This window comes from Roseobacter sp., from assembly GCF_045106495.1.
Taxonomy (GTDB): domain Bacteria; phylum Pseudomonadota; class Alphaproteobacteria; order Rhodobacterales; family Rhodobacteraceae; genus Roseobacter.
In genome coordinates this window covers 127,050-141,998 of sequence record NZ_JBGCEQ010000010.1, presented here as the reverse complement: position 1 = coordinate 141,998, position 14,949 = coordinate 127,050, and the positions used below count along the sequence as shown (strand labels likewise).

The window sequence follows — 14,949 nt, the reverse complement described above, 5'->3', positions numbered from 1 at the left end:
AGAAACCACCCTCTTGCAGCAAGCAAGATGTTGCAAGAGGGTGGCTATTTATCGCGGCCTGCAGGGTGTGATTTCCGCACGACGGGTGTGAAAGAAAACCCATACGGCTGGTGGGCGAAAGCGGATAAGCTTGCGGCCGAGATCAAAGGGGGCTCGAATGCGAACACTTGATGAAATTTTGGAGATCAGCATCGGTCGAAAAGGATCGGTTGAGGCTGTTTTTGACGGGTTTGAACTTGCCAAACCGCTAGATGCTCTGGCGCAAATTACAGACGACAGATGGTTGGCCGCCATGAGTCGTGCGATTTTCAACGCAGGGTTCAATTGGAAGGTGGTCGAGGCCATGTGGCCAGGCTTTGAGGTTGCGTTCAAAAGGTTCGATCCCGGTGCTTGTTCGATGATGGATGACGTTTGGTTTGACGCCTTAATCTCCGACAAATCTATCGTACGCCATGGTCCGAAAATCAGAGCGGTTCAGGAAAATGCCGTCTTCGTGCGTGAAGAATCAGAAAAACACGGCGGTTTTGGTCGTTTTGCGGGAGACTTCGCTGCCAAGGACTTCGCCGGTTTGCTGGCCCATCTGAAGGCAGAAGGCACACGGTTGGGCGGTGCGACTGGACAGTATTTTTTGCGATTCATGGGCGTGGATGGATTTATTTTGTCCCGTGATGTGACTGCACGCCTGATCGCTGAAGGCGTAATTGACAAACCGCCTTCGTCAAAGGGGGCTATGAAGGCTGTTCAAGTGGCTTTTGCCGGGTGGCAAAGGGAGTCAGGTCGGTCTTTGAAAGAAATCAGCCGCATACTGGCCACCAGCACGGGCTAGGTTGAAGGGGCGGTGGCGGCGTCAGAAGACAGGGGGCGCAAGCGCGCGGCTCCTATTGAACTAAACACCAAAAGAACCGCCGCTGTGGCCAGACAGAGTGACACGCCGCCGAATTGGTAACTGAGCCCAGACATCACAGTGCCCATCAAACGGCCCAAGGCGTTTGCCATATAGTAGTACCCGACGTCCATCGTGACACGCGCGCCTGTGCTGAACGTAAGGATCAGATAGGAATGCAGCGCCGAGTTGACAGCAAAGAGCGCACCAAAGATCAACAATCCCAGGATCACCGTGACCGTGAGCCAGGGCGCAGGGTCCCGCGCGAGATAAACCAAAACCGCCAACAAAGCTGGGATCGCGATCAGGCTGGCGTTCCAGTAGCGCGCACTGTTGATGAGCGCGACCTCAGGTCGTGCGTTTGCCTTGAGTAGTTTTGGCGCAGCCGCTTGTACGGCACCGTAGAGGATAATCCAGAGCGCCATGAAACTGCCGATGGTGAAAAACGCGGTGCGGTTGCCTGCGACGGAGCCATCCGACAAAACGGCGTAGAAATAGATGGAGATGCCCACAACGAACCAGACGTCACGGGCGGCAAAGAGAAAGACGCGAGCAAAGCTGAGCCAGTTCACATTCGCGTTTTTTGAAAACACCTCACGAAATTTTGCGTCTTTTCGCCCCGTGGGCAGGCCCGCGGGCATTTTGAGGACAACCAAGACGAGGATACATGTCAGAACCAGCGCCATCCCTAGCACAGCGGTCTTCAACCCTACAGTGCCGAGCAAAACGGCGCCAAGTAAAAAGCCCAAACCTTTCACCGCGTTCTTCGAGCCAGTAAGTAATGCGACCCATCGAAACAGTCCGCCTTGCTCCGTCGGGGCCAGCAGTTTGACAGCGGATTTAGCGCTCATCTTGGCCAGATCCTTGGCGACACCCGACGCACCTTGAACTGCCATGACGAAAACAACCGAAACAGAGATCGCCCATGCCGGGTCAAGCTGGGCCAATGCAACCAAGGCAGCGACCTGCAAGGCGAGACCAGCATAAAGCGTTGAGGTGAGCCCGAAACGGGCGGCAAGCCACCCCGCACTGAGATTGGTGACAACTCCGGCGATTTCATAAAGCACAAAAAGGTAGGCCAATTGTACCGGTGAAAAGCCAAGCATGTGGAAATGCAAAAGCACCAGCATGCGCAGCGCACCATCCGTGAGCATGAAGGCCCAATAGGCAGCCGTGACCGCAACATAGGCAGCACCTGCGTGCGGCGTGTTCACAGGCTGTCGCCGACCATGAAGGCCACATCTACCAGCCGGTTGGTGTAGCCCCATTCATTGTCATACCAGACATAGACTTTGAGCTGTGTGCCGTTAATCACCATGGTGGAGGGTGCATCGACAATCCCCGATCGCGGGTCATTGGTGTAATCCGCGCTGACCAGAGGTCGGGTCTCATATCCCAATATGCCATTGAGGGGTCCATTGGCCGCGGCTTCGAAGAACGCGTTGACTTCTTGCGCAGTGGTTGCGCGCTCCAACTCGAAAACGCAGTCCGTCAGCGACGCATTGAGCAACGGAACCCACACTGCATGGCCGTTGAGACGTCCGGCTAATTCAGGATAAATTAGCGTGATCGCTGTGGCGCTGCCTGTCGTTGTCGGGATCAACGAGTTCAACGCAGAGCGCGCGCGGCGCAGATCTTTGGCGGGCCGGTCCACGATGGTCTGAGTGTTGGTCACATCATGGATCGTCGTGATCGAGCCATGTTTGATCCCGATATTTTCATGCACAACCTTGACCACGGGGGCGATACAATTGGTCGTGCAGCTGGCGGCGGTTACAATGCTGTGCTTTGCAGGTTCGTAGGCGTCATTGTTGACGCCAAAAACCACATTTGCCGTCGGCCCGTCTTTGACCGGCGCCGAAACCACAACTTTTTTCACACCTGCATTGAAATAGGGCGCAAGCTTGGCTTCGGTCTTAAACACTCCGGTGCAATCGATCACAATATCAACGCCCTCTAAGGGCAACCGATCCAATTGCGTCTCGTTGTGGACGGGTAGGCGCGTGCCGTCGACGGTGATGCTGTCCGCATCCACGCTGAATTCGGCAGGCCAGCGTCCATGTACCGTGTCGAACTCCAACAGATGTGCATGCATTGCCGGATCGCCAACCGCATCGTTGATCCAGGCTATTTTGGCGCCACGTTCCAACAAGGGGCGTAGGGCGAGTTTTCCTATACGTCCTAGACCGTTGAGCGCATAGACAGTCATTGAAAAGGTCCTTCAAGATCTGATGCCGCAATGTCATCGACGGCGGCTTGTAACGATAATCGTGTCTGGGTTTCGAGTGGCAAGGCTGCAAATGCCATGATGCGGTTTCGCAGTGCACCATAGGTTTGTTGGAACGCCAATCGACGTTCAATCAGGCTACCCTGCGCCTGTACCGGATCTGGTACCCCCCAATGACCACTGATCGGTTGGCCGTCCCAACTGGGGCATTTTTCATTTGCGGCGCGATTGCATACGGTAAAGACAAAATCCATCTTTGGCGCTTTGGCGGATTGAAACTCCGAGATATGCTTTGAGCGTAACATCGATGTGTCATGGTTTTTCGAATCCAGCATTTCCAAGGCAAACGGGTTCAACTCGGAGCCTGGAGCGGTGCCCGCCGAGTAGGCATTGAATCGTGATGCATCCAACTCGCGCAAAATGCTCTCTGCGAAAATCGACCTTGCAGAGTTTCCAGTGCAGATAAAAAGGACGTTATAGGGGGTGGTGGAGCTCGCGGACGCCTCGTCCTTGCGCGATAACGCTTTTAATGGCGGGCACAAGTCCGGGCGACCGCGACAGCAATCATTGAAGAGAAAGTCAACCAATGCTGCGGCTACTCCTGTATCAGCTTGATACCGCAAAGAGGTGCCATGTCGGGTTTGTGTGATGAGCTTCGCTGAGTTCAAAGCCGAAAGATATACTGACGTTGTTGATGCTTTCAGCCCCAAAGCATCAGCGATTTCTCCAGCGGGAACCTGATCTGGATACCTGCGCATCAGCATCCGGAAAACGGCAAGCCGTTGTGGATGGCTTAGAACTACAAAACATGAAATTGACTCTTTTTCCATATTTCATGAATATCGGAAATAATGATAATCACAAGAGGCTTGAGCACTTTTTTTGACGCATGACGACTGAAATTTGGGTTCACGCAAAAAAGCGCATATCCAAAGTAAAAAAGATTTATACAAATACCGCATCGCATTTGCTTCAAGCGTCTGAGCTATGCTTGCGCTTTTTAAGTTATGGTCGGTTTTTCAATCAAGTGAAAAGCCGATGCTTCGAATAAAGTCAGCAAAATCAACTCGCTGAGGGAAGGCATACATCTCCGCCTTGTCGGCGGACCAGCCTTTTCCATCTGCCCCGTCCAATCGCCTTTCGTCGTAGGAGTGCAGGTCCTGCGGAGTGACATCCGAAAACTGATTGAGGTGCACCGTTTTCGACAATTGCAGACGGGCGCTGATCGTTGGTGGTTGCGCCGGGTGCCCTATCGCCATCCCGGCAATCGGAAAAACATGATCTGGTAGGCGCAAGAACCTTTGAACTTCACTCATGTGGTTGCGAATTGTGCTGATGGGGCAACAGCCCAATCCCGTCATTTCGGCGGCGGCCATAAAGAATGCAAGAGCTATGCCTGCGTCTACGCTGGCATTGAAAAAAGCGTCCAAATGATCATTCGGGAAAGGCTGATTGTGCCACGATTGCATTTGTCTCTGGCGCCTGTTGTTGGCGAGAAACACGACCATTGCAGGTGTGTTTTCGATCCAGTGTTGAGCGCTGAGCTGCGACTTCAGGTTTTGCAAAAGCAGCGGATCTGTCACGATGAGAATGTCGCGCTGTTGCAGATCACTTTTGGAGGGCGCGCAAAGGGCGGCTGCACAAAGAGCTTCCAACATAGCCGGATCGACCGGTTGAGACGTAAAGCGCCGGCACGAACCGCGCGATGCGATGCGTTGCAGGGCTGAGTTTGCGGACAGCGCCTTTGGCACACTCGGTGTCTCCCCAAAACGCTGAGTAAAAAGCTGATCGAGGGAGAGTTCAGACATCAGCATTTGCCCAATTTATGTAAGTTTTTCTTACACAATTCATAAGAAATTATTCCTTCTCGTTAGCAATTATGGCGCTTATATCATAAGCGCGTTGCCATTAGTCACAAGCCGGGAAATTCCAATGAATGGACAAGCCGACACTCTGCAAGTCTCGGTTTGGCGGGGTACGGGAGAGGCTGGCAAGTTTCAGGATTTTGATGTGCCAGCACAGGATAACCAGACGGTACTGGACGTGGTTTCATGGATACAACAATATGCTGATCCTACGCTAACTTATCGGTTTGCTTGCCGCGTTGGCATGTGTGGATCCTGCGCAATGATGGTGAATGGGCAACCGCGCTGGTCCTGCCGCACTCATGTAAAAAAGGTGCTTAAAAACCGCAAAGTGACAATCGCTCCGCTTCGTAACCTTCCTGTTATCAAAGATTTAGCAACGGACATGGATCCCTTTTTCGACAAATGGGTTGCTGCCGGTGGAACGCATACCCCAAGCGCTTCGCGCCAGGACCCCATTGTTTTGGTCGATCCGGGTGACAGCGCAAGAGTTGAGGCGAGTGCCGGTATTGAATGTATCAATTGCTCCATTTGCTACGCGGCGTGCGACACGGTTTCCGGCAATCCAGACTACCTTGGTCCCGCGGCGCTGCAACGCGCCTGGACTCTGTGCAATGACGAAAAACACGGTAATCGGGGTGCCATCCTCGATGCAGTTTCGGGGTCTGGGGGATGCCACAACTGCCATTCGATGGGCAGTTGCACGGCATATTGTCCCAACGACCTCGACCCCATGTCCGCAATCGCGGGTTTGAAACGCGAAACAACCAAGTCATTTTTCGGCAGGCGTAAGTAATCATGCTCGACCTGAGGCTATACATGTTGCAACGCATAAGCGCCTTGATCATGGCGCCACTGACGCTGGGACATATAGCCGTGATGATTTACGCGGTCCAAGGTGGTCTGTCGGCGGAAGAAATTTTGGGACGGACTCAAGGATCGCTTCTGTGGTTTGCGTTTTACGGGTCTTTTGTCTTGGCTGTGTCGGTTCACGCCGCCATTGGTCTACGGGTGATCACTTTTGAAACAATGGGTCTGAGTGGTCGGGCGCTGGACGTCGTCACCTGGTGTACAGGGCTCCTTTTGCTGGTCATGGGAGGACAGGCAGTTGTCGCAGTCACTTGGACAGGCGGCTTATGAAACCCGCGCGCGCGCATCCCCTTTGGCTTGCTTTCGTTCTGCATCGTGCGTCCGGCGTAGCGCTGGCCTTGTTTCTGCCGCTACACTTCTGGGTGCTTTCGTTCGCCCTGAACCAGCCAGAGAAGTTAAATCGGTTTCTAACGTTTTCTGAACAACCTATTGTAAAGCTCGCAGAGTTTGGTTTGGTTTTCCTTTTGGCTGTACATGTTTTCGGGGGGTTGCGACTGATGGCGCTGGAATGGCTGCCTTGGTCTGCCCCGCAAAAGACGCTGGCCGCAGGGGCTCTGGGTGCAGCTATTCTTATATCCGGCACGTTTTTTTTGCAGGTGGTGTAAAGAATGATCCAAGACATTGAACGCCATGATACCGACATTCTGATCCTAGGAACCGGTGGCGCGGGTCTATTTGCCGCTTTACATGCCCAACAATCAGCGCCAGTTGGCACCAAAATCACCATTGCGGTCAAAGGCTTGATTGGCAAGTGCGGTTGCACGCGCATGGTCCAGGGTGGCTATAACGTGGCTCTGGGAGGGGGCGATACAGTCGAGCGGCATTTTATGGACACGATTGAAGGCGGCAAATGGTTGCCCAATCAGGATATGGCCTGGCGGTTGTGCTCAGAGGCGGTGACGCGCGTTCGGGAATTGGAAAACGAAATCGGCTGCTTTTTTGACCGTAATGCTGACGGTTCGCTACATCAAAAGGCTTTCGCTGGCCAAACGGCTGACCGCACTGTGCACAAAGGGGATCTGACGGGCATCGAGATCATCAACCGGTTGATGGAGCAGGTCTTGAGCAGACCTATGGAAAAGCTGCAAGAACACCGCGCGGTTGGGTTGATACCGACAAAGGATGGCTCTGCACTGGCTGGCGTTCTGATGATCGACATGCGCACCGGAAAATTCCGATTTGTGCGTGCCAAGGCGGTTTTGATGGCGACCGGCGGCGGTCCAACCATGTACAAGTACCATACGCCAAGCGGTGACAAGACCATGGATGGGCTTGCTATGGCACTGCGGGTCGGTCTGCCGTTGCGCGATATGGAAATGGTGCAGTTCCACCCGACCGGCCTGCTCGCAGGCGCGCATAGCCGAATGACGGGAACGGTGCTCGAAGAGGGTTTACGCGGTGCGGGGGGGCAATTGCTCAACGGGTCCGGGCAACGCTTCATGTTTGATTATGACCACAAAGGCGAGCGTGCAACGCGCGATGTAGTCAGTCGCGGGATCTATGCCGAGATGCGAAAAAGCAACGATCCCGGTCAGGTGGGCATGTTCATCTCGATGTCCCATCTCGGTCCCGACAATGTGCGCGCAAAATTCAAAGGCATGGTCAAACGCTGTGAAGACAGTGGCTTTGATCTGGCTGGCGGCCTTGTCGAAGTTGTGCCAACCGCCCATTATTTCATGGGTGGGGTGGTTGTTGATGTCGATACACGTACTGCTCTGGAAGGGCTTTATGTGGCAGGTGAAGACGCGGGGGGCGCGCATGGGTCCAATCGGCTAGGCGGCAATGGTGTTGCGAACTCTACGGTTTATGGCGGCATCGCAGGAGATACGATGGGCGCTGACATCCGCGCCATGGGCGCCTTGCGCGATCCGGATGAAGACTTTCTTGCAGCCGAATACACCCGTGCCTGCCATCCACTTTCACGGCCGCCAGATTTCGTGCAACCTTTGCGCAATCGGTTGCAGGAAGCCATGTGGGAAGATGTTGGCGTGATGCGGGATGCGGCGGGTTTGAACCGCGGTTTGGGGCGGGTAGAAACGATAGAACGTGACCTTTGGGAGGTGGGCGTTGCTCCAGACAACCTCGCGTTCAATTTGACGTGGCATGACTGGTTGAATATGGCGAGCCTTTGTGAAGTATCGCGGGTGATTGCCAAGGCTGGTCTGGCACGGGAGAATTCACGTGGAGCACATTTTCGCGAAGATTTTCCTCAGCCGGGCGACATGTACGCTTCTTACTATACGGTTACGCAAAAAGTTGGGGCGGACGTTAAAGTTACACGGGAAGACGTTGATTTCTCGATTGTCAGACCAGGTGACACAATCCTGCCCGATGGTGCGCCCGAAACCTTGGTGGCAGCGCAATGATTTCAATTGACCTGATCCAGACGACAGCGGAAACCTTGATGGACAAGGCCGCAATCGAGATACCGCAGGACTATCTTGACGGGCTGCGACAGGCGGCAAAAACCGAAGACGGTGATCTTTCGTCCTTTGTTTTAAAAGCAATGCTTGAGAACTACGAGGCGGCCAAGGAGGACCGCCGTGCCATGTGCGGTGATACTGGCGTGCCACGTTGGTTCGTCAAAATGGGCAATGACGCGCGTGTCGAGGGAGGGCCCATCGCCTTGGAGGCGGCCTTGCGCCGAGCGACGGCCAATGCCACGTCCAAGGTGCCACTGCGACCCAACCGGGTTCATCCGTTATGGCGCACAGACCACAATAACAACGTGGGCATCGGTGCGCCGGAGATTGAATACGGCTTCGAGCCCGACGGTGATTGGATTGATTTGATCACGGTCCACAAAGGTGGGCTCTTTGGCACCGACTACCGGATGCTGTTTCCATCTGATGGTATTCAAGGCATTAAACGCTTTTACCTCGACAGTTTGGTGGCTTTTGGCAAACGCGGGCTTGCCTGTCAGCCAGCCATCATCGGGATCGGAATTGGCGGCTCGAAAGACACATGCATGGTTCTGGGCAAACGGGCATCGGTTTTGCGAACCGTCGGCAGCCGAAATCCTGATCCCAGAATCGCTGAGATGGAAGACGAATTCAAGGAGATTGGGAACTCCATCGGTATGGGTGCAATGGGGTTTGTTGGCAAAAACATGGTGATAGACTGCAATATTGAAGTTGGGTATTGCCATACTGGAGGTATGCAGATGTCGGTCCATGCCTTTTGTCTGTCTTCACGCCGGGCTGTGGCACGGCTGTTTCCCAACGGACGTGTGGAACATCGAACGGATCCTGACTGGTTCACCGACTACCAGCGTCGAGAAACCGTTGAATGGGAACCAACCCGGGAGGCCGCGGAATGAAACTGCGTGAAGTTACGCTCTCAACCACCCCCAGCGCCGAAGCGATCGCAGACTTGCGTTTGGGGGATATCGTCTATCTGGACGGCTTGATCTACACCGCTCGCGAGGGTGTCTACATGCGGGCGCTCGACGACAAGGCCAACATCCCTATGGAATTGCCGTCTCAAAGTGCGGCGAATTTTCATTGTTCACCGGCGGCGGTGATCCGTGAAGATGGGTCTTTTGACCTTGGCGCCGTCACGGCCACAGCCAGTTTCCGATTTGCCAAGTGGTTGCCCGAATGGATGGCCAAGACCGGTGCGCGGCTGATTATTGGCAAAGGCGGGATGTCTTCCAAGGACTATAAAGAATACTTTGTGCCCAATGGCGCGGTATATCTGTCCACGGTCGGGTACGGCACCGGTGCGCCTTTGGGGCGCGGTGTCGAAACGGTTGAGGCCGTGCATTGGCATGAGGAACTGGGAATTGCACAAGCCATGTGGGTCATTCGTGCAAAACGCATGGGTCCTTTCATTGTTGCGTCAGACCTTCAGGGCGACTGCCTGTTCGAACGTGAAAACGCCAAGATCGTGAAGAACCTTGATCGAGTTTACGAAGGCACCAAGCCCGCTGTTCTGAAACGCTACGGCGAAACGGACGACCGATCTGACGAAGTCATAGGCTAAATCTCTGTTTCGTTGTTACCGGAGTGCACAGGCGGAGGCGGGTCTGCAAGTATCAGTGCCACCTCTAGCCAAAATGGCGATAAAATCAGTTGGGAAGTTAAAAAATTCGGGAAATATACCTAACAAAGAGCCGCGGACCATGACGCTGGTGAAAGTCTATTCGTGTCAAAGCAATTCTCGCATAAACAATAAAGTCCCAGAGGCTAAGCAAATTGCGATCAACAACCGGCGGAAAAACTCGTCGTTCAATTTGTGAAAAATAAAGATTCCGAATTGCGCTGCGACCACAGCTGCTGGCATTGCAACACACAATTGGAACAGCGTCTCGGCATGGTATGCGCCGTCCCATGCGAGCATTGCGGCGGTTGAAGCTAACACAATTACGTTGAACGGTTGCAGCACCGCGCGCGTTTCGTATTTCGGCCAGGCGCGCATCGCACACCACATGGTCGGCAAAGCACCAGACAATGAGGCCGCCCCGCCAAAAATACCCGCAAAAAACCCCACAATCATATCAACCAGCGGGGTCGGTCGTTCGATCTTCGGCAAATTGCGTCGCAACGTGAAAAACCCACCGTAAAGAATGAGGAAGAAGGCGATCAGGTATTTCAGAACGGATACATCAATTTGCTTGAGCGACGCGACGCCAATTGGGATGCCAAGCAGGGCAGGGAGCAAGAACCGCATCAGGCGGCGTGGATTCCGAGTCACCGAATGGCGTACGATCCACAAGCCTTGCAAACCACTGATCACGGAAATTGAAACGGTGATGGCCACGGCTTCGACGGGCGGAATGACGGTCAGAAAAAAGCCAAGAGCAAAGAGCGACGTGCCAAAGCCCGCCAACCCATTGATGAAGCCGCCGGCAAGGCCGCCAATGACCAGATAGGTAATCTCGTGCGATGTCATTTTGGCGCAGATAGAACTGTGTCACCAAACGCACCGATGCTGACAGATTGAAGGCAAAAGCGATGCAATTCAGTCAAGACACGGCCGCGCGCGGTATCTTGTGCAAACGTCAGTCCGAGGCGCCTGATCGGGGCATCTTCGCCAAGAGACAGTCGTTTCAGAGGCAGTGGACTGGCAGATTGTACGGCACGTTTCGGCGCAATTGCCACGCCCAAATTGGCGTAGACCATGCTCGAAATGGCTTCCAAGCCATCCAGTTCCATGGCTTCGACTACCCTGATGTTTTTCGTCTGAAGCCAGCTTTCGATCATGTGTCCGACGACTGCCTCCCGATTGAAACGAATGAATGGGTGTTTGGCAATCAGCTCAAAAGGATCGTCGCTGTCTGTGTCCAAGGACGCCAACAGCTGTAGGGGTTCTTCTGCGATCTGCCGAAACTCAAAGCCGGTCGGCAAAAGCTGAGGACGTGACACAATGGCAGCATCCAATGCACCGCGCTCCAGTTGCGACACCAGCTGATTGGTCAGCCCGGGGAATAACCTTACCCTCACGGTTGGGTAGCTGTTTACGAGCATCGAAATGGCAGATGGCACAAGTGTTGTCAGCGTTGTTGGTAGTGCGCCCAGCCGGACTTCGCCGCTGACGCCGTTTTCGCCCAAAACGGAAGGTAACATCTGGTCATAGGCGCGGACGACTTCGCGGGCTTTGGCGACCAACGCGCGACCAACAGGTGTTAATTCAGGGGTGCGCCTTGAACGGTCAAATAGTTGGACACCCCATGTCTCCTCCAACGCCCGCATTTGTTGGCTGACGGCAGCATGGGTGACAAAGACAGCATCTGCTGCGGCGCTAAACGTATTGTGATCGTCTACTGCAATGAGCGTACGCAGCGTGCGAATGGACATTCAAATTCGGCCTTTATTGTTAGCAATGCTAACGAAGTTTGTAATATATTATTACTACTATAAAGCATGTCTTAACGTTACCAATTGTCAAGGGCGTCATCGGCCGCGCCCTGGGGAGCTTCAAAGGCCGGTCATTCTGGGAGGAATATGATGTCATTCAAATCAATAGGAGCGATCTTCGCCTTGGGCGTTGGGGTCGCAAGCGGGGCATTCGCGGAATATCCTGAGCGACCGATCAATATGGTCATTCCATATGGAGCAGGCGGCGCTACTGACATCTCGGCGCGCACAATTGCCGAACCTTTGGGCGCGGCGGTCGGTAAGCCTCTCGTCATGGCGAACGTAACGGGTGCCGGTGGTGCGACAGGCTCTGTCGCGGTACAAAACGCCAAAGAGGACGGCTACACCATGTTGTTCGCCCGCGTGGGGTCGCATTCGGTGAACCCGGCGATGAAGGCAACATTGCCCTATACGCTTGACGATTTTCGGTTCGTGACGGTCTATGAAATTAATCCCGTCGCCTGTGCGGTCAGCCCGTCGTCGGGCATTACTTCAATGGAAGAATTGATTGCCAAGGTGGACGAGGGCGGCGTGACCTATTCCTCATCAGGCGTCGGCTCGCTTTTGCATCTTGCTGCGGTCATGGTGTTGAAGGAATTCGGTGTTGCTGAACCGCTGACCCAAACCACGCATATTCCGCAAAAAGGCGGCGGCGCCGCCGCAACCGCCGTTTTGAACGGTACGGCGACCTTCCTCTGCACCAATTCTTCGGCCATTTCCAGTTTTGTGGCAAACAAGCAATTGGTACCTTTAATGGTCACCACCAAAGAACCTGTTGCCGGCTTTGATGTGCCGACAGCCGCCGATCTTGGTAAACCCGCGTTGCACCAGTTGGTGGGATGGACCGGGATCGCCGGGCCGGACGGCCTGCCCGATGACGTTGCAGACAAATGGGGTACCTGGATGGCAGCAGCTACGCAGGACGCAGGGTTCTTGGAAAAGATGACGACGCGCGGATCGGTAATTGAGCTAATGTCACCCGAAGACGCAAATGCCTTCATCGATGCACAATACAATACCTTTCGGAAACTTGTTGACGAATTGGGCATGAGAATTGAAGGCTAGGTCAAAAGCGCCGAACAGTCTTTAAGGTTTGACGCCGGGTGGCAAAGCACCCCGGCGTTTTTCGTTCAAACCCGGTGGTTTGCAAAAAGGGGGGGATATGACGCAGCGACAGGTGCAATTACGACTGGGCCTTGGGGCCGTTGTCGCAGCCCTCTTTCTGACGCTTTACGCGATCCCTTCATGGGTGTCTTCGCCCAGCAATGTCGGCAACATCGTTTTGTCGCCGCTTTTCTGGCCCTATACCCTTGCCGGTTTCACCGGTTTGGCCGGGCTGGGCTTGGTTTTTTCGGGCATAAGGTTGCCCGCCGCTGATAAGCCTGTCAATTCACCGGTTGATGATCCTGGCGCGGCGTGGCTGCGATTGCTCGGTATGGCGATCATCATGGCGCTGACGATGTATCTTTTGCCCCGGTTAGGTATGGTGCTGACGTCCATGTTGGTCTTTCTCGCCAGCGCGTTTCTGGTCCGCACTCGGCATCCGATCACGGCCGTTGTTTGTGCCCTGGTTATTCCCTTGGTGCTCTATGCATTCTTTGCCCATGTGGCAGGGGTTGCCATTCCCCAGGGTGAGTTTTTGAGGTTGCCATGAGTTTTCTCGACAGCATCGCCGCGGGTCTCAGCCTGGTAGGTAACATCGAGTCTTTTCTAGCCCTCTTTGTCGGTGTCGCCATCGGTGTAGTTGGTGGCGCAATCCCGGGCATGTCGGCAACCATGGCCGTGGCCCTGACCTTGCCTTTTACCTTTGCCATGCAACCTATAACTGGCATTCTTCTTTTGCTGGGCGTCTACAAGGGTGGAATTTTTGGCGGATCCATACCGGCCATTCTTATCAAAACACCCGGCACTCCAGCCTCTTCCGCCACCATCCTCGATGGCTATCCCTTGGCGGAAAAGGGTGAGGCGGGGCGGGCTTTGGGCATGGCACTCTGGGCTTCATGCACGGCGGATGTTGTCTCGAACCTGGCTCTTATCCTATTTGCTGGTTGGTTGGCGTCCTTTGCGCTCAGCTTCGGACCGCCTGAGTTTTTTACACTCATCCTGTTTTCCCTGACCATCATCGCCGGCGTTTCCGGGGAGAGCCTTTTGCGCGGCGCGCTTTCTGCACTTCTTGGACTTTTGCTGGCGACCATAGGGCTGGATCTGGTCTATGGCACCAATCGTTTTACCTTCGGTGACCCCAATATGATGGGCGGATTAAATTTTATTGCCGTTTTGATTGGTCTTTTTGCGATCCCGGAAATTCTGGCCATGGTCTGGCACCCCACCGCGCATGTGGGCAAAGCGCGCAGTCTTGGCAAGAATTGGGTCACCTGGGCAGACTACCGTCGCAGTTTCAAATCCATCCTGCGGGGCAGTTTCATTGGCGTATTCTTGGGCTCCATCCCAGGCATCGGCGCGGCCCCTTCGGCTTTTCTGAGCTATTCAGAAGCGCGGCGTACCTCGAAAAACAAAGACAATTTCGGCAAGGGTGAAATCGAAGGGGTTGCCGCCTCTGAGGCGGGTAATAACGGCGTGGCCGGGGCGACGCTGATCCCGCTTTTGGCGCTAGGGGTGCCAGGCGATGTGATCACGGCAATCATCATCGGCGCTTTCATGGTTCACGGTCTGCAACCGGGGCCGATGATGTTCATTCTGAATGTGGATATCATCTACGGGCTTTTCATCGGTCTGATTGTGAGTTCCTTCTTCCTGTTCATGATTGGATCGGTGGCCATTCGTGGTTTCAAATATGTTGCCGACATTCCCAAACGCATTCTGATCCCTGCCGTATTGGTACTCTGTATTTACGGAGTTTTTGCGGTAAACAATAACATCTTTGATGTTGGCGTCATGTTTGTCATGGGCTGGGTTGGGTATCTGATGGTGCGGTACCATATCCCTGCAGCCCCTTTCCTGATCGCCTTTATCCTTGGGCCCTTGCTGGAAGACAATTTCAGACAGGCCATGCTGATGTCAGGCAGTGATCCGATGATCCTTTTGCGGGGTCCGATCACGTGGTTTTTCTGGACTCTGACGTTGTTGACAATCGTGGCGATTGCGCGCGCGGGAGTGCGGGCGGTGAAAACCAATCCTTTGATGTCCTCCGACGCGGATACCTAAGTCAATTGCGGATTGTTATATACATATGCCAAGGTTCCCGTTGAAGCTTTAGAACGCAAGTAGAGCCAACGGCTGGTGGAG

Annotated in this window: 16 protein-coding genes; 10 read left to right on the top strand and 6 right to left on the bottom strand. The window is 54.2% G+C overall.

Features of this window, described 5'->3' with window-relative positions; all coding sequences use genetic code 11:
* The first annotated feature begins 157 nt into the window (after positions 1-157).
* Positions 158-826 (top strand): DNA-3-methyladenine glycosylase I, encoded by a 669-nt coding sequence (locus tag AB8B75_RS07735; protein WP_405361178.1) that lies wholly within the window; start codon positions 158-160, stop codon positions 824-826.
* Here the strand turns inward: AB8B75_RS07735 and arsJ are convergent.
* From arsJ to AB8B75_RS07715, 4 genes are all read right to left on the bottom strand, one after another.
* Positions 823-2,097: an organoarsenical effux MFS transporter ArsJ gene (gene arsJ / locus AB8B75_RS07730; protein ID WP_405361177.1), complete on the bottom strand. Its 1,275-nt coding sequence runs from the start codon at positions 2,095-2,097 to the stop codon at positions 823-825. The genes AB8B75_RS07735 and arsJ overlap by 4 nt on opposite strands.
* Positions 2,094-3,092, bottom strand: a complete 999-nt coding sequence (locus tag AB8B75_RS07725; RefSeq protein WP_405361175.1) for an ArsJ-associated glyceraldehyde-3-phosphate dehydrogenase — start codon at positions 3,090-3,092, stop codon at positions 2,094-2,096. Before AB8B75_RS07725 ends, arsJ begins: the two co-directional genes overlap by 4 nt.
* On the bottom strand, positions 3,089-3,940 hold the full coding sequence (locus AB8B75_RS07720) for a helix-turn-helix domain-containing protein (RefSeq protein WP_405361173.1): 852 nt from the start codon (positions 3,938-3,940) through the stop codon (positions 3,089-3,091). The genes AB8B75_RS07725 and AB8B75_RS07720 overlap by 4 nt, the downstream gene beginning before the upstream one ends.
* Positions 3,941-4,129: 189 nt before the next feature.
* Positions 4,130-4,918 carry a nitroreductase family protein gene (locus AB8B75_RS07715; protein ID WP_405361172.1) on the bottom strand — a complete coding sequence of 263 codons (789 nt, stop codon included), beginning with the start codon at positions 4,916-4,918 and terminating at the stop codon, positions 4,130-4,132.
* Positions 4,919-5,042: 124 nt separating this feature from the next.
* Here AB8B75_RS07715 and AB8B75_RS07710 point away from each other — a divergent pair, with 124 nt between their 5' ends.
* The 6 genes from AB8B75_RS07710 to AB8B75_RS07685 are packed head-to-tail and all read left to right on the top strand — an operon-like array spanning position 5,043 to position 9,829.
* Positions 5,043-5,771: a succinate dehydrogenase/fumarate reductase iron-sulfur subunit gene (locus tag AB8B75_RS07710; RefSeq protein WP_405361170.1), complete on the top strand. Its 729-nt coding sequence runs from the start codon at positions 5,043-5,045 to the stop codon at positions 5,769-5,771.
* Positions 5,772-5,773: 2 nt separating this feature from the next.
* The gene (locus AB8B75_RS07705; RefSeq protein ID WP_405361169.1) at positions 5,774-6,115 is read left to right on the top strand and encodes a succinate dehydrogenase; all 342 of its coding nucleotides are present in this window, start codon (positions 5,774-5,776) and stop codon (positions 6,113-6,115) included.
* Positions 6,112-6,450 (top strand): succinate dehydrogenase, cytochrome b556 subunit, encoded by a 339-nt coding sequence (sdhC, locus tag AB8B75_RS07700; RefSeq protein ID WP_405361168.1) that lies wholly within the window; start codon positions 6,112-6,114, stop codon positions 6,448-6,450. Before AB8B75_RS07705 ends, sdhC begins: the two co-directional genes overlap by 4 nt.
* A 3-nt stretch (positions 6,451-6,453) precedes the next feature.
* Positions 6,454-8,211: an L-aspartate oxidase gene (locus AB8B75_RS07695; protein ID WP_405361166.1), complete on the top strand. Its 1,758-nt coding sequence runs from the start codon at positions 6,454-6,456 to the stop codon at positions 8,209-8,211.
* Positions 8,208-9,164 (top strand): fumarate hydratase, encoded by a 957-nt coding sequence (locus AB8B75_RS07690; RefSeq protein WP_405361164.1) that lies wholly within the window; start codon positions 8,208-8,210, stop codon positions 9,162-9,164. The genes AB8B75_RS07695 and AB8B75_RS07690 overlap by 4 nt, the downstream gene beginning before the upstream one ends.
* Positions 9,161-9,829, top strand: coding sequence for a fumarate hydratase C-terminal domain-containing protein (locus AB8B75_RS07685; RefSeq protein WP_405361162.1), 669 nt, complete (start codon positions 9,161-9,163; stop codon positions 9,827-9,829). Before AB8B75_RS07690 ends, AB8B75_RS07685 begins: the two co-directional genes overlap by 4 nt.
* A 165-nt stretch (positions 9,830-9,994) precedes the next feature.
* Here the strand turns inward: AB8B75_RS07685 and AB8B75_RS07680 are convergent, their stop codons facing one another.
* Both AB8B75_RS07680 and AB8B75_RS07675 read right to left on the bottom strand, forming a co-directional pair.
* Positions 9,995-10,738 carry a sulfite exporter TauE/SafE family protein gene (locus AB8B75_RS07680; RefSeq protein ID WP_405361161.1) on the bottom strand — a complete coding sequence of 248 codons (744 nt, stop codon included), beginning with the start codon at positions 10,736-10,738 and terminating at the stop codon, positions 9,995-9,997.
* On the bottom strand, positions 10,735-11,643 hold the full coding sequence (locus AB8B75_RS07675) for a LysR substrate-binding domain-containing protein (protein WP_405361159.1): 909 nt from the start codon (positions 11,641-11,643) through the stop codon (positions 10,735-10,737). Before AB8B75_RS07675 ends, AB8B75_RS07680 begins: the two co-directional genes overlap by 4 nt.
* A gap of 150 nt (positions 11,644-11,793) precedes the next feature.
* Here AB8B75_RS07675 and AB8B75_RS07670 point away from each other — a divergent pair, with 150 nt between their 5' ends.
* The 3 genes from AB8B75_RS07670 (at position 11,794) to AB8B75_RS07660 (ending at position 14,868) form a co-directional block, all read left to right on the top strand.
* Positions 11,794-12,768: a Bug family tripartite tricarboxylate transporter substrate binding protein gene (locus tag AB8B75_RS07670; RefSeq protein WP_405361158.1), complete on the top strand. Its 975-nt coding sequence runs from the start codon at positions 11,794-11,796 to the stop codon at positions 12,766-12,768.
* Between the two features lie 97 nt (positions 12,769-12,865).
* Positions 12,866-13,357: a tripartite tricarboxylate transporter TctB family protein gene (locus AB8B75_RS07665; protein ID WP_405361156.1), complete on the top strand. Its 492-nt coding sequence runs from the start codon at positions 12,866-12,868 to the stop codon at positions 13,355-13,357.
* Positions 13,354-14,868 carry a tripartite tricarboxylate transporter permease gene (locus AB8B75_RS07660; RefSeq protein WP_405361154.1) on the top strand — a complete coding sequence of 505 codons (1,515 nt, stop codon included), beginning with the start codon at positions 13,354-13,356 and terminating at the stop codon, positions 14,866-14,868. The genes AB8B75_RS07665 and AB8B75_RS07660 overlap by 4 nt, the downstream gene beginning before the upstream one ends.
* Positions 14,869-14,949: the final 81 nt, after the last annotated feature.